This is a genomic window from Nereida sp. NH-UV-3 (assembly GCF_042939535.1).
In the GTDB taxonomy this organism is placed as follows: Bacteria; Pseudomonadota; Alphaproteobacteria; order Rhodobacterales; family Rhodobacteraceae; genus Nereida; species Nereida ignava.
The window spans coordinates 1,402,918-1,415,424 of the sequence record NZ_CP132157.1 but is presented as its reverse complement, the minus strand read 5'-3'; the positions used below and the strand labels follow the sequence as shown (position 1 = coordinate 1,415,424).

Sequence of the window (12,507 nt, the reverse complement as noted above, 5' to 3'; positions counted from 1 at the left end):
TAATTCATGACCATTTCAGTTGGCGATACCCTTCCCGAAGCCACGTTTGTTCGTTTGGGTGAAAACGGCCCAGAAGAGGTGACAACAGCCACCCTGACAGCAGGTCGCAAAGTTGTCTTTTTCGCGGTGCCTGGGGCCTACACGCCGACGTGCCACTCTGCGCATGTGCCCAGCTTTATCCGCACAAAAGCGCAATTTGATGCAAAAGGCGTTGATGAAATCATCTGTGTGTCCGTAAACGACCCATTCGTGATGAAGGCATGGGGCGAGACAACGGGTGCCGCTGATGCAGGCCTTACAATGTTGTCTGATGCAGAATCAACTTTCACCAAGGCATTGGGAATGGATTTTGATGCCCCACCCGCAGGCCTTTTGGCGCGCTCAAAGCGCTACGCGATGCTGGTGGAAGACGGTAAAGTTGTCATCTTGAACGCTGAAGCCTCGCCCGGTGAATGTGAAATTTCTGCGGGCGAAGGCTTGCTGGATTCGATGGCTTAATCGCTGACGTTGACGATGGTGCGGGTTGGGAACGGAATATCGATCTTGCCCGCATCAAGCGCTTCTTTGACAGCGCGTTTCATGTCCGCTTGGTAGGCGAAGTATTCATCGGCCGAGCACCAGACGCGGACCAAAAAGTCTACGCTGCTGTCCCCAAGATTGTTTACCTGAATGAACGGCTCCGGATCGCGGAATGAACGGGGATCGGCCATGATTGTATCGGTGATGATCCGCTGCGCATCCGCCAGATTTGCGCCGTAGCCCACGCCAAATGTCCACTCTGCCCGACGTGTGTTGTTGGCCGAGTAGTTGTGGATGGTGTTTCCCCATACCTCTGCGTTGGGAATGATGACTTTCACATTGCTCAGGTCAGCTAGCTCAATGAAGTTGAGGTTGATCGCTTTGATCGTACCCATGACATTGTTGACCGCAACGAAATCGCCAAGTTTGACGGGTCGGAAGAAGATGATCATCACGCCAGCGGCCACATTGGACAGCGTGCCTTGAAGAGCCAGACCAATCGCCAGACCGGCTGCACCAACAACCGCAACAATTGACGTGGTTTGAATGCCCACGGTGTTGAGCAAAAACAGCAGTGTGAAGCCCAGAATGACATAGCGGGCAATGTTACTCAGGAAATCGAACAAGGTCGCATCAAGGCGCGCGTGGACTTCAGACAGGCGTTTGATCCGCTTTTGTGCTGCACCTGAAATCATGAAGCCGAGCACAAGGATGACAACTGCCGACACGGTTGTGCCAAGGACCGAGACAAGGAAATCAAGCGTAAGGTAATCGGCGACTGAATTGCCGTTATAGATTTCGGTCTGCAAAATTTTCGTCAGGTATTCCATTTTAGCCTTTCGCGAGCGCATCCATTTTCTGCGCCAGTTTGACGTCTAGGTCGGACAGCCCGTGTATGTCGTGGGTCGTTAAAGTAACATCAACGGTTTTGTACACATTTGACCATTCAGGGTGATGGTTCAACTTCTCGGCCCAGATAGCGGTTTTCGTCATGAACGCAAAGGCCTCAACGAAGTTCGCGAATTGAAACGATTTGCTCACCGCATCGCGTGTCTGATCGTGTGCCCATCCTGCGTCTTGTAGGGTTTGTAAATCTTCGCGTGAAATTGGGGTGCTCATTCTTGCTCCTCGTGCTGGGATTTCTTGAACGGCCCGTAGGCTGTCATGATTTCAATCTCATCATCGACTGCGGCACGCTCGGCTTGAAGATAATCAGCGATTGCTGTGCTGAAACTTTCATCGGCAATCCAGTGCAGGCTGTTGGTAGTGACAGGCATGTAGCCGCGCGCCAGTTTGTGCGATCCCTGCGCGCCTGCCTCAACGCGGTTCAGGCCGTGTTTGATCGCGTAATCGATCGCTTGATAATAGCAGACTTCAAAATGCAGACAGGGGTGGTCTTCAATACAGCCCCAGTACCGGCCATAAAGAACATCGCGACCGATAAAGTTAAGCGCACCGGCAACGTATTGGCCATCACGTTCCGCAAGTACCAAAAGCATGTCATCGCGCAGATGCTGTTGGGCATGATCGAAAAATGCGCGGGTCAGGTAGGGCGTGCCCCATTTGCGTGCACCGGTGTCTTGGTAGAAAATCCAAAAGGCGTTCCAATGCTCTGGTTGGATTTGATCCCCTGTCAGACAGTGGATTTCACCGCCAAAACTTTGGGCTTTTTCGCGTTCTTTGCGGATATTTTTGCGCTTGCGGCTTGAGAGGCTGCTGAGAAAACCGTCAAAGTCCGCGTAGCCGTTGTTGAGCCAATGAAATTGTTGGCTTGAGCGCTCCAAAAGCCCCAACTCTGCGCCGAAAGCGCGCTCATCATCTGTGCAAAATGTAATGTGCAGGCTGCTGAAACCGTTACTTCCCGCCACCTGCACAGCGCCCTGCATTAGGGCCGAGCGTGCAACTTCTTCACGTCCGTCTTTGACCAAAAAACGGCGGCCTGTCGCGGGCGTGTGTGGCACGGCGATCTGTAGTTTGGGATAATATCTGCCGCCTGCGCGTTCATAGGCATGCGCCCAGTTGTGGTCGAAGATGTACTCACCTTGGCTATGGGATTTGCCGTACATCGGCGCCACACCGATTGTTTCGCCGCCTTCAAGTGCGTGCAAATAGTGCGGTTGCCAACCGGTGCCTGTTCCGACAGATCCGCTATCTTCAAGCGCCTTAAGAAAGCGGTAAGTCGTAAACGGATCATCGGGGCGCTTTTGGCCAGAGGTGGCGCAAGCGTCCCATTCTGCTTGGCCAATCTCGGCAATTTGGCTGACGATACGTACTTCAATTTCTGGGGCTTTGTTCATGGTTTTGAGGTGGTGCCCGTTCAATTGGCGTCAAGCGAGGTATTGTTCAAATGTGATGTTATCGGCAATTTTTCGTGCGGTGATTTCTTGCTGGGCCGATTTAACCGTCCAGCATAAAATCGTTGCACCTTCGGATTTCAATTCAGCCACACGAGGGCGGTCCAGGTCGTCTACCTCATGGCTGATGAAGCAACATTTCGCGCGGTCATAATCAGGGATGTCACGAAGGGACGCACAGATGCTTTCGGGCAGGCCCCATTTTTCAGGGACGAACGAGCTGGTTGTGATGCCCCGAGGGATTTCCGGCATAAGATCGGCCATGTGCAAAACAGAATGGGGGTTGAACGACATCATCGCGATTGGTCCCGAATAGCCGTGCGCGGCTTTCGCTGTTGCCCGTTCTAAAGCACCTACGTTTGGCCCCATTTGGCCGTCTTGGTCCTTCAGCTCAACCATCAGTGGAACACGTCCGTCAACCAATTCAAGAACTTCGGCAAATGTTGGGATGCCCTCATCCCCGCCGCGCAGCGTTGTTGCATCAAGTGTTTGCGCGGAATAGATGCTGATTGGTCCGTTGCCGTGCGCTAGGCGGTCCAAGCCGTAGTCATGAAAAACCATGGCTTGGTTGTCGGCGCTGAGCTGTAGGTCAATCTCAATTCCGTAGCCTTTCTCGATGGCCGCACGAATAGCGGCGCGGCTGTTTTCGGGCCGACCGTTCGTTACATCATGCAATGCACGGTGCGCTATGGGCCGATCAAGAAAGGAACGTGGCAGCATCATTTGATCTGAAAAATGCCTTCAATTTCGACCGCCACATTGAGTGGCAGAGCGCCCGCTGAAACCGCGCTGCGTGAATGACGCCCGATGTCACCAAGTGCTTCTACCAGAAAGTCAGAGCATCCGTTGATGACTTGTGGTTGTTCGGTGAAATCAGGGGTTGAGTTCACAAAGCCTGTTAATTTGACCACGCGCACAAGGCGGTCCAGATCACCGCCACAGGCCGCTTTAATCTGAGACAACAGCGCAATTGCACAGGTGCGGGCGGCAGCAGCGCCAGCTTCGACGTTGAGGTCATCGCCAACTTTACCTGTGATCAAGCCTTCGTCATCACGGCTGATTTGGCCCGACACAAACAACATGTCGCCTACTTGAACGAATGGCACATAATTGGCTGCGGGCGCGGGTGCGTCTGCAAGGGTTACGCCAAGGTCCGCTAGTTTTTTCTCAATCTTGCTCATCTCAAAGTCCTGTTCTGGTAATCTATACGTTTGATCAAACGCTAGCCCTGCGCGCGGGCATGGGCAATTACAATTAGCGGGCTCTATTAAAACAAAGTACCGCGATGCTGATGAAGTTTGGATATGTTGCGCTGTCGCGCAATTATCACATTTATATGTCGGCCCCACGTCGATACTGGGAATCTCGTGGTTTTACGTTATTTGGTAAGCTCAATGAGTGAGGACGTGATATGCGGTTTGCAAAAATCTTAAAAAATACAGTTCTGCGTTGTTTTGCGCTTTGCGCAATTGGGGCGCTGGCGGCGTGTTCAGTCCCGCAAACACCTGTGGAAATTCATGACCCGTTTGAAAAAACGAACCGCAAAATCCATGGGTTTAACAAAAGCGTCGACCGCGCCCTGTTCCGTCCGGTCTCAAACGGATACGGGACGATTGTGCCACAAACCGTACGGACGGGCGTTGGTAATTTTGCAGCAAACCTTTCATTGCCTTCCCAGTTTGTGAACACGCTTTTGCAAGGCGACATTGACGGCGCTGCGCGCAATTTCTTCAGATTTGCAATGAACACGACATTGGGGCTTGGCGGTTTGCTGGATCCAGCAACCGAGGCGGGGCTTGAGCAAGAGCGCGCAGATTTTGGCGAAACACTTGCCACGTGGGGTGCCCCCGAGGGTGCTTATATTGAGTTGCCGTTGCTTGGCGCCTCAACCCAACGTGAAACGCTGGGTAAAGTGGTTGATCTGTTTACGAACCCGCTCAGCTACGATCTAGACTCGCCCGAAAATCTTGTGCCGCCTGTTGCCGGTGGTTTGGCGCGTCTTGGTGATCGCTACACATTTTCCGGTGTGATTGATCAGGTGCTTTATGAGAGCGCCGATAGTTACGCCCAAGCGCGTAGCATCTATTTGCAAAGCCGCCGTTTTGAGTTGGGCACGCCCGTTGCGAGCCCCGAAAGTACAACCGAGGATACGTATGATGACCTGTTCAACTAGTTTTTCACGCCGCACATTTGTCACAGCTGGTATTGCTGCTTTTGCGGGTGCTGCATTGTCCATGCCTGCGCTGGCATTGACCACTGCGCAGGCCGAGCGTCTTATCCAGAGCGTCGTGGCGGATATCAATAAGGTCATTAATTCTGGCCGTTCAGAAAACGCTATGATCCGCGAATTTGCGGGTATTTTTGAGCGCTACGCAGATGTAGAGCGCATCGCACGCTTTACTTTGGGCGCTGATGCGCGTGCTGCATCGTCGGGTCAAATCCGTGCGTATAACAAAGCATTTGCTGGATATATCTCGCGTAAATATGGCCGCCGCTTCCGTGAGTTCATCGGTGGTGAGATCACAGTGAAATCTGCAAAATCAGTGAAAAGCTTTTTTGAGGTCCGCGCCGAGGCACTGTTAAGCGGCGAGCGTCCGTTTGATGTGACCTTCCGTGTGAACGACAATGGCCTTTTTGCGGATATGTTGATTGAAGGTATCAGCCTTGCGCGGACAGAAAAGACAGAAATCGGTGCGCTTCTGGATCGTCGCAACGGTAATCTGGATCAGCTGACACGCGACCTTTCCTCTTTATAGCTTGAGTGGGCTAGGTTGGGAGGGCTTAATTGCCCCCTAGAAGTCCTCGCAGAACGTCGATCAAGATGTTTTCAGCAGTTGCCTCAAACCCATCGCTGTTTTGGGGTGGGGGCTGCTGCGGGATGGTGCGATTGAGCTCTGAACCGCGGGGCGGGTTGCTCCATGGTGTGCCACCTGATGGCTGCATCGGCAGGGGAACAGCCGGTAGATCTTGAAGAATACGTCGCATGGTCTCATGCCAGATCTCGGCGGGCAGGCCACTGCCCGTCACGCCACTAAGTGGTGTGTTGTCATCGTACCCCATCCAAACGCCTGCAACGTAATCACCGGAAAACCCGATGAACCACGCGTCGCGCGCGGCTTGCGTGGTGCCCGTTTTGCCCGCAATTTCCCGGCCTTCGATGCGGGCGCGGCGTCCGGTGCCTGCTTCGACTGTTTGATACATCATCCACGTGAGTTGCTGTGCGGCTTCACGGCTGATCACGCGGTCCTCAATGCCGCCAGTTTGCGTCATCAGCGGCGTGTCGTCACCTAAAACGCGCAACTCGATTAAGCCGTAGGGTGTTACGGACGAGCCGCCGTTTAAAATACCCGCATAGGCGCCGGTCATTTCAATAAGTGTGCTTTCAGACGCACCAAGCGCCAGCGCCGGACCCGCAGCAAGATCGCTTTGAATACCAAAGCCCTGCGCAATTTCGCGGACACGTTCACGGCCCAATCCTTCGGAAATTCGCACGGCAGGAATGTTGAGGGAATCCTTGAAGGCTTCGGTTAGGGTAACTTGGCCTTTGAATTCTTTTGCGTAGTTCTTGGGGCACCACTCGCCTGACCCGGGGATGTCGATGCACAGGGGCTCATCCAAAACGACGTCTTCAGGGGTGTATCCACGATCAAGTGCCGTTGCGTAGACGAACGGCTTAAAGGTTGATCCAGCTTGGCGCTTTGCTTGGGTGGCACGGTTGAATGCGCCTGTGCCGTTTGTGGCGCGTCCACCCACCATCGCACGTACCGCGCCGTCTGCAGACATAACGACTACGGCTGCTTGCGCCTTTGAGCCTTCGCGGACCTTTTCCTCGAATATATATTGCAGCGCTTCTTCTGCGGCGGTCTGCATCCGTTGATCAAGCGTGGTACGTATGATGACGTCTTCCGTGGTAGAGCGCGTGAAGAATTCAGGCCCGCTATCCATGACCCAATCCGCAAAATATCCCCCCGATGTGCGCTTGGCAGCTTGTGAAAGCTCTGCTGGTGTTGCGCGTGCCAGCGAGGCCTCGATTGGGGTGAGGTACTTTTGCTGTTCCATTAAACCGATCACAAGGTTCGCGCGATCTTGGCTGCGTTGCAGGTTGTTCGTGGGCGCAAGTGTTGAGGGGGCTTTTAGAAGTCCTGCCAACATGGCTGCTTCGGCTGGGTTCACCATTGCGGCGGACTTGCTGAAATAGCGCTGTGCGGCGGCTTCAAACCCGCGGCTACCTGCGCCCAGATAGGCGCGGTTCAAATAGACCGTCAGAATATCATCCTTGGTGTATTTGATCTCCATGCCAAGGGCGAAGACCGCTTCTTTAACTTTGCGCCAAAGCGTGGTGCGGCGGCAATCTGCTTCGTAGGCGGTCTCTGATTTCCATTTGTTGGGATCAAAAGGTACACCGAGGCATAACAGTTTGGCGGTTTGCTGCGTAATCGTTGAGCCACCGTTACCAGACAGTGGGCCGCGCCCTTCGCGTAAGTTGATCCGCACAGCAGACGCGATCCCGCGTGGTGATACGCCGACATGACGATAGAACCGCTTGTCCTCTGTGGCGACGACAGCGTTTTTGAGGTGTGCTGATACTGTGGTGGCCGTAACCATGCCGCCGAACTGGTCCCCGCGCCATGCAAAGGTTCTGCCGTCACGATCTGACATGGTCACAGAACCGCGGGCGCGTCCGTCAACAAGCTGCTCCATATCGGGTAGTGTTGCAGCGTAATAACTGGCGCTCCCTACGATCAGTAAGGTGATCACTGCACCGGTGCGCCAGATGAAAGACCAGATTGTCCATAGCACCCATTTGATCAGGCGCTTAAGCCAGCCAAAAAGGCCACTCTGTTTTTTTGGAGCGGCTTTAGGTTTTGCTTTGCGCTTTTTAGCTTTCTTGGCCGCAGGCTTTGCGGGCTTCGAATAGCGTTTGTCCGCCACAAGAGGCTTGCGGGGTTTATTTGAGGGTGCCATCTGCTCTGCCCGTTTTGACGGTGTTTTCCCAATTGTATCGGGTTTTATCGGTCTTGTTTAGCTGGTGATTCTTATTTTCAGCTTTTCTAATCGCCTATTTTTTAGACAATTGCGCCTAAATGTTCAAAATTTAGGCAGTAAGTCACGCTGCGGCGCAGCAGATATCCGCCGATCTCTTGTTTGAAGGGGGCGCTAGGTGTCCGCTCAGGTCATCCAAAGAGCGCTGTCTTAGCGGTCTGAGTAGAAGATCAACAAGGGGATGCACGTGAAACTGATTATTGCAGCAATCAAACCGTTCAAGCTTGAGGAGGTCCGCGAGGCGCTGACATCCATCGGCGTGCGCGGAATGATGGTGACAGAAATTAAAGGGTTCGGATCGCAGTCTGGCCACACGGAAATCTATCGTGGCGCGGAATACGCAGTGAACTTTGTACCGAAGGTAAAGCTGGAGATCGCGGTCGCGGCATCCATGGTCGATCAGGTTGTTGAAACCATCGCGACCACAGCGAAGACCGACAAAATCGGTGACGGAAAAATCTTCGTTCTGGATCTGGACAGCGCGCTGCGCGTCCGTACCGGCGAAACTAACGATGACGCGCTTTAAGGCGCCAACTAAGGGACATATGGACCGATGAAATTTATGAAATCACTCCCCCTTGCTGCAGCCGCGATTGCGCTGCCGAGCATGGGTTTTGCACAGGACGCTGCGCCGGGCTTTGACGAAATCGGCCCCTACATCATGACAACGCTGTTGTTCTTGGTGGGCGGCTTTTTGGTTTTCTGGATGGCCGCTGGCTTTGCGATGCTGGAAGCGGGTTTGGTGCGTTCGAAAAACGTTACCACTCAGCTTACTAAAAACATCGCTTTGTTTTCACTTGCAGGCATCATGTATTGGGCCGTTGGCTTTAACCTGATGTACCCAGGTGAATGGATCATCGAAGGTTGGCTTGGTGGCTTTAGCCCCACATCACTTGAGCCAGTTGGCTTAGGTGCTGCTGATGCATCATTGGATTACGCATCTGTTGCTTCTGACTTCTTCTTCCAGCTGATGTTCTGCGCGACAACTGCTTCTATCGTTTCAGGCACATTGGCCGAGCGCGTAAAACTGTGGCCGTTCTTGATCTTTGTTGTTGTCCTGACCGGCTTCATCTACCCGATCGAAGCAAGCTGGCAGTGGGGCGGCGGCTGGTTGTCCGAGATGGGTTTCTCTGACTTTGCTGGCTCAACTTTGGTACACGCAGCTGGTGGTTTCGCCGCGCTCGCAGGTGCCTTGGTTCTGGGTGCGCGGATTGGCAAATACAAAGACGGCCGTGTTGTTCCAATGCCTGGTTCTAACCTTGCGCTTGCCACTTTGGGTACATTCATCCTGTGGCTGGGTTGGTTCGGCTTTAACGGCGGCTCACAGCTTGCTGCGGGTACAGTTGGTGACATCACTGACGTTGGTCGTATCTTTGCAAACACCAACATGGCGGCGTCTGCCGGTGCGGTTGCAGCCCTGTTGCTGACACAAGCTCTCTACAAAAAGCCTGACCTGACAATGGTTCTGAATGGTGCGCTTGCTGGTCTGGTATCTATCACTGCTGGTCCGCTTGACCCAACATTGTTCGGTGCACTTTGGATTGGTGCTGTTGGCGGTGTGATCGTTGTGGTTGCTGTCCCGATGCTCGACAAACTGAAGATTGACGATGTTGTCGGTGCCATTCCGGTTCACTTGATCGCAGGTTTCTGGGGTACAATGGTTGTGCCGGTTTACACAGCTGACACGTCATTCGTGACACAGTTCATCGGCTTTGCAGCAATCGGTATCTTCGTCTTCGTCGTAAGCTTGATTGCCTTCACATTGATGAAAGGTGTGATCGGCATCCGTGTCAGCGAAGAAGCAGAAATCAACGGCTTGGACGTGACCGAGTTGGGGATGGAAGCATACCCTGAGTTCTCGAAAGGCTAACACCTTCCCGTTGGTATTTTCGAAAAACTTGCCCCCCGCAGCAATGTGGGGGGCCTTTTCTATTTATACGCCTGCTTCAACCAACGCGCGTGCCAGTACAGGGACGGTTGACGCGCTTAGTCCGGCAATATTCACGCGGCTGTCGCCAACCATGTAAATGCCGTGATCTTGGCGCAGCTTTTCGACTTGCTCTGCCGTGGCACCAATACGGCTGAACATCCCGCGGTGCGTTGCGATGAAATCAAACCGGTCCGAGTTAGTTAGACGTTTCATTTCATCAGCCAGCTGCTGCCGTAGGCCCAGCATATTGAGGCGGACCTCCTCAAGCTCACTTGCCCATTCTGCGCGCAGCGTTTCGTCCTGCAAAATCATCGTCACCAGTCGTGCGCCATGATCCGGTGGAAAACTAAAGTTCTGACGGTTCAAAAACGCAAGCGTGCCCTGAGCCGTTTCTTTCAATGCGGCGTCTTGGCTGATGGCCATCAGCACACCTGTCCGCTCGCGGTAGATGCCAAAGTTCTTTGAACAGCTTGCAGCAATCAGGGTTTGCGGCATCTGTTGAACCACTGTGCGGGTCGCTGCAGCGTCTTCTTCAAGCCCGTCACCAAAGCCCTGATATGCGATATCGATAAACGGGATTAGCCCACGATCTTGCATCAAATCAATAACGCGCTGCCACTCAGGTGCAGTCAGGTTCGCGCCGGTCGGGTTGTGGCAGCACCCATGCAGCAGAACAACGTCACCGGCTTTTGCGCCTGTTAAATCGGCAAGCATGCCCTCAATATCTGTTCCGCGTGTTTGCGCATCAAAGTAGCGGTACTCTTTGGTGGGTATGCCAAGGTAGCTAAGAATAGAGGGGTGGTTTGGCCACGTGGGGTTTGAAATCCAGACTGTCGCATCGGGGTTCGCATGGTGGATTAACTCAAAGCCCTGACGGATGGCGCCCGTACCACCGGGGGTGGCGGCGGCCGCTACGTGATCAAGGTTTGTGCTATTTCCCAAAACCAAACGGGCCATAGCCGTGCTGAACTCTGGATCACCGGCAAGCCCAACGTATGTTTTGGTGTCTTGCTCCTCCCAAAGGCGGTGCTCGGCTGATTTAATGGCCCGCATTATAGGTGTGTGTCCCGTGGCGTCCTTATAAACCCCTACGCCAAGATCAATTTTGGTGTCGCGTGGATCAGCGCGGTATGCCGCCATGAGTGCGAGGATTTTGTCGCCCGCTTGGGGTTGTAGCTTCTCAAGCATCTGCCGGTCCTGTTGCAATTGGAAGATCGCCGTACATGCCCCACTCTGACCAGCTGCCATCATAAACGGCGGCGTCGGTTTTGCCGATCCGGTAGAGAGCAAGCGCAAGAACACACGCAGTCACACCGGAGCCACACGTGGTAATAATCGGCTTGGACAAATCTGCGCCAGCGGCGTCAAAAATCGCCTGAAGCTGGGCTTTGGTCTTCATAGTTTTGTCATCGTTCAGCAGGGTCGAGAACGGCACATTTTGCGAATTGGGAATGTGGCCTGCGCGCATGCCTTCACGGGGTTCTGGGGCTGTGCCCTCAAACCGCGGTGCGGGACGCGCATCGATGATTGTGTGATCTTCCAGCTTGGCGGCACGGGCAACTTGGGTGACGTCCTTAATGAGGTGGTCTTGGCGTTTCACTATCATGTGGCGGTCACGAATTGTCGCGGGCTTGGCGTCAACGGGGCGACCCTCTGCTTGCCATTTAGGCAGTCCGCCATCCAATACAGCGACGTTTTCAAAACCCATCAGGCGGAAGGTCCACCAAACACGTGCTGCGCTAAACAGGCCTGCGCCATCATAGACCACCACCTGATGCCCGTCGCCTACGCCAATCGCGCGCATGCGGGACATAAATTTCTCAACTGGTGGCACGGTGTGTGGCAGTGCCGAACGAAGATCAGCGACTTCATCAATATCAAAGAACCGTGCGCCTTTGATATGTGCTGCGTCAAATTCAGCCCGTGGGTCACGACCCGCGTCAGGCAGATACCAAGATGCATCCAGAATGCGCAGATCAGGGTCCTTGATGTGCTCGGCGAGCCAATCAGTGGACACGAGTGATTTTATATCATTTTCCATGAGGTCAGCTTTCCAGATGTTGCGGGGCACAGGTAGTCTGCGCAGCGACATAACGCAAGAATGCGCCAAGTAAACTGTAAATTCTCAAACGGTAAGTTACTGGCTGCCTTGCTTCAAAAGGCGTTGTTTCTGACGCCCCCAATCGCGCTTGGCAGAGGTATCACGCTTGTCGTGGTTCTTCTTACCTTTGGCGAGGCCGATCTTCATTTTGACCAGCCCTTTGTGATTGAAATAAACAACCAGCGGCACAATCGTCATGCCCTTACGGCTTACATCTTGCCACAACCGAGCAATTTCTTTGCGCGACGCCAGAAGCTTGCGACGGCGACGCTCAATGTGGCCCCAAGTTTTTGCTTGGGCATAAAGGCTGATGTAGGAGTTCACGATCCACATCTCGCCGTCTTCGACAGTCACATAGCTTTCGGCAATGTTGGCCGACCCCGTACGAAGGGATTTCACCTCGGACCCCATCAACATCATGCCAACTTCAAGATCGCTCTCGATAGCATAATCAAACCGCGCGCGGCGGTTCTCGGCGATAACTTTATAATTGGGGTCTGTCTTTGGTTTGGCCATGGGGCAGACCTAAGCGCAGCAATGCCGCTTGGCAAGGTTCGTCA

General features: G+C 53.7%; 14 protein-coding genes. 5 read left to right on the top strand and 9 right to left on the bottom strand.

Annotation, left to right across the window (positions count from 1 at the left end):
* The first annotated feature begins 6 nt into the window (after positions 1–6).
* Entirely contained in the window at positions 7–498 is a 492-nt protein-coding gene (locus tag NeNHUV3_RS07045) for a peroxiredoxin (protein WP_341246170.1), read from the top strand.
* Here the strand turns inward: NeNHUV3_RS07045 and NeNHUV3_RS07040 are convergent.
* From NeNHUV3_RS07040 to NeNHUV3_RS07020, 5 genes are read right to left on the bottom strand one after another with little or no spacing between them, the layout of a single operon-like run.
* A complete protein-coding gene (locus NeNHUV3_RS07040) occupies positions 495–1,349 on the bottom strand; it encodes a mechanosensitive ion channel family protein (RefSeq protein WP_391480586.1) in 855 nt (284 codons plus the stop codon). The two genes, NeNHUV3_RS07045 and NeNHUV3_RS07040, sit on opposite strands and share 4 nt — an antisense overlap.
* A 1-nt stretch (position 1,350) precedes the next feature.
* On the bottom strand, positions 1,351–1,638 hold the full coding sequence (locus tag NeNHUV3_RS07035; RefSeq protein ID WP_391480585.1) for a 4a-hydroxytetrahydrobiopterin dehydratase: 288 nt from the start codon (positions 1,636–1,638) through the stop codon (positions 1,351–1,353).
* Complete coding sequence (locus NeNHUV3_RS07030; protein ID WP_391480584.1) at positions 1,635–2,816, bottom strand: GNAT family N-acetyltransferase; 1,182 nt, start codon at positions 2,814–2,816, stop codon at positions 1,635–1,637. Before NeNHUV3_RS07030 ends, NeNHUV3_RS07035 begins: the two co-directional genes overlap by 4 nt.
* A gap of 30 nt (positions 2,817–2,846) precedes the next feature.
* Positions 2,847–3,596: a glycerophosphodiester phosphodiesterase family protein gene (locus NeNHUV3_RS07025; RefSeq protein ID WP_391480582.1), complete on the bottom strand. Its 750-nt coding sequence runs from the start codon at positions 3,594–3,596 to the stop codon at positions 2,847–2,849.
* Complete coding sequence (locus tag NeNHUV3_RS07020; protein ID WP_391480581.1) at positions 3,593–4,054, bottom strand: RidA family protein; 462 nt, start codon at positions 4,052–4,054, stop codon at positions 3,593–3,595. Before NeNHUV3_RS07020 ends, NeNHUV3_RS07025 begins: the two co-directional genes overlap by 4 nt.
* A gap of 230 nt (positions 4,055–4,284) precedes the next feature.
* On the opposite strand from NeNHUV3_RS07020, the gene NeNHUV3_RS07015 reads away from it, so the two are divergent.
* Positions 4,285–5,046 carry a VacJ family lipoprotein gene (locus NeNHUV3_RS07015; RefSeq protein ID WP_334067006.1) on the top strand — a complete coding sequence of 254 codons (762 nt, stop codon included), beginning with the start codon at positions 4,285–4,287 and terminating at the stop codon, positions 5,044–5,046.
* Positions 5,030–5,629, top strand: coding sequence for a phospholipid-binding protein MlaC (locus NeNHUV3_RS07010; RefSeq protein ID WP_391480579.1), 600 nt, complete (start codon positions 5,030–5,032; stop codon positions 5,627–5,629). The genes NeNHUV3_RS07015 and NeNHUV3_RS07010 overlap by 17 nt, the downstream gene beginning before the upstream one ends.
* Before the next feature lie 25 nt (positions 5,630–5,654).
* Here the strand turns inward: NeNHUV3_RS07010 and NeNHUV3_RS07005 are convergent, their stop codons facing one another.
* Positions 5,655–7,838, bottom strand: coding sequence for a transglycosylase domain-containing protein (locus tag NeNHUV3_RS07005; protein ID WP_391480577.1), 2,184 nt, complete (start codon positions 7,836–7,838; stop codon positions 5,655–5,657).
* Between the two features lie 265 nt (positions 7,839–8,103).
* Here NeNHUV3_RS07005 and NeNHUV3_RS07000 point away from each other — a divergent pair, with 265 nt between their 5' ends.
* Complete coding sequence (locus tag NeNHUV3_RS07000; protein ID WP_048598770.1) at positions 8,104–8,442, top strand: P-II family nitrogen regulator; 339 nt, start codon at positions 8,104–8,106, stop codon at positions 8,440–8,442.
* A gap of 27 nt (positions 8,443–8,469) precedes the next feature.
* The gene (amt, locus tag NeNHUV3_RS06995; RefSeq protein ID WP_177193405.1) at positions 8,470–9,786 is read left to right on the top strand and encodes an ammonium transporter; all 1,317 of its coding nucleotides are present in this window, start codon (positions 8,470–8,472) and stop codon (positions 9,784–9,786) included.
* A gap of 63 nt (positions 9,787–9,849) precedes the next feature.
* On the opposite strand, the gene NeNHUV3_RS06990 is transcribed toward amt, so the two are convergent.
* The 3 genes from NeNHUV3_RS06990 to smpB all read right to left on the bottom strand — a co-directional run bounded on the left by NeNHUV3_RS06990 (position 9,850) and on the right by smpB (position 12,463).
* Entirely contained in the window at positions 9,850–11,034 is a 1,185-nt protein-coding gene (locus NeNHUV3_RS06990) for an aromatic amino acid transaminase (RefSeq protein ID WP_391480575.1), read from the bottom strand.
* Positions 11,027–11,887 carry a 3-mercaptopyruvate sulfurtransferase gene (sseA, locus tag NeNHUV3_RS06985; protein ID WP_391480574.1) on the bottom strand — a complete coding sequence of 287 codons (861 nt, stop codon included), beginning with the start codon at positions 11,885–11,887 and terminating at the stop codon, positions 11,027–11,029. The genes NeNHUV3_RS06990 and sseA overlap by 8 nt, the downstream gene beginning before the upstream one ends.
* Positions 11,888–11,983: 96 nt before the next feature.
* A complete protein-coding gene (gene smpB, locus NeNHUV3_RS06980; RefSeq protein ID WP_048598413.1) occupies positions 11,984–12,463 on the bottom strand; it encodes an SsrA-binding protein SmpB in 480 nt (159 codons plus the stop codon).
* Positions 12,464–12,507 lie beyond the last annotated feature (44 nt).

Bases quoted from the DNA above. Each gene is read 5' to 3' on its own strand.
- NeNHUV3_RS07025 (WP_391480582.1), bottom strand. From the start codon at position 3,596: ATGATGCTGCCACGTTCCTTTCTTGATCGGCCCATAGCGCACCGTGCA.
- NeNHUV3_RS07045 (WP_341246170.1), top strand. From the start codon at position 7: ATGACCATTTCAGTTGGCGATACCCTTCCCGAAGCCACGTTTGTTCGT.
- NeNHUV3_RS07015 (WP_334067006.1), top strand. From the start codon at position 4,285: ATGCGGTTTGCAAAAATCTTAAAAAATACAGTTCTGCGTTGTTTTGCG.
- NeNHUV3_RS07040 (WP_391480586.1), bottom strand. From the start codon at position 1,349: ATGGAATACCTGACGAAAATTTTGCAGACCGAAATCTATAACGGCAAT.
- NeNHUV3_RS06990 (WP_391480575.1), bottom strand. From the start codon at position 11,034: ATGCTTGAGAAGCTACAACCCCAAGCGGGCGACAAAATCCTCGCACTC.
- amt (WP_177193405.1), top strand. From the start codon at position 8,470: ATGAAATTTATGAAATCACTCCCCCTTGCTGCAGCCGCGATTGCGCTG.
- smpB (WP_048598413.1), bottom strand. From the start codon at position 12,463: ATGGCCAAACCAAAGACAGACCCCAATTATAAAGTTATCGCCGAGAAC.
- NeNHUV3_RS07020 (WP_391480581.1), bottom strand. From the start codon at position 4,054: ATGAGCAAGATTGAGAAAAAACTAGCGGACCTTGGCGTAACCCTTGCA.
- sseA (WP_391480574.1), bottom strand. From the start codon at position 11,887: ATGGAAAATGATATAAAATCACTCGTGTCCACTGATTGGCTCGCCGAG.
- NeNHUV3_RS07035 (WP_391480585.1), bottom strand. From the start codon at position 1,638: ATGAGCACCCCAATTTCACGCGAAGATTTACAAACCCTACAAGACGCA.
- NeNHUV3_RS07005 (WP_391480577.1), bottom strand. From the start codon at position 7,838: ATGGCACCCTCAAATAAACCCCGCAAGCCTCTTGTGGCGGACAAACGC.
- NeNHUV3_RS07030 (WP_391480584.1), bottom strand. From the start codon at position 2,816: ATGAACAAAGCCCCAGAAATTGAAGTACGTATCGTCAGCCAAATTGCC.
- NeNHUV3_RS07010 (WP_391480579.1), top strand. From the start codon at position 5,030: ATGACCTGTTCAACTAGTTTTTCACGCCGCACATTTGTCACAGCTGGT.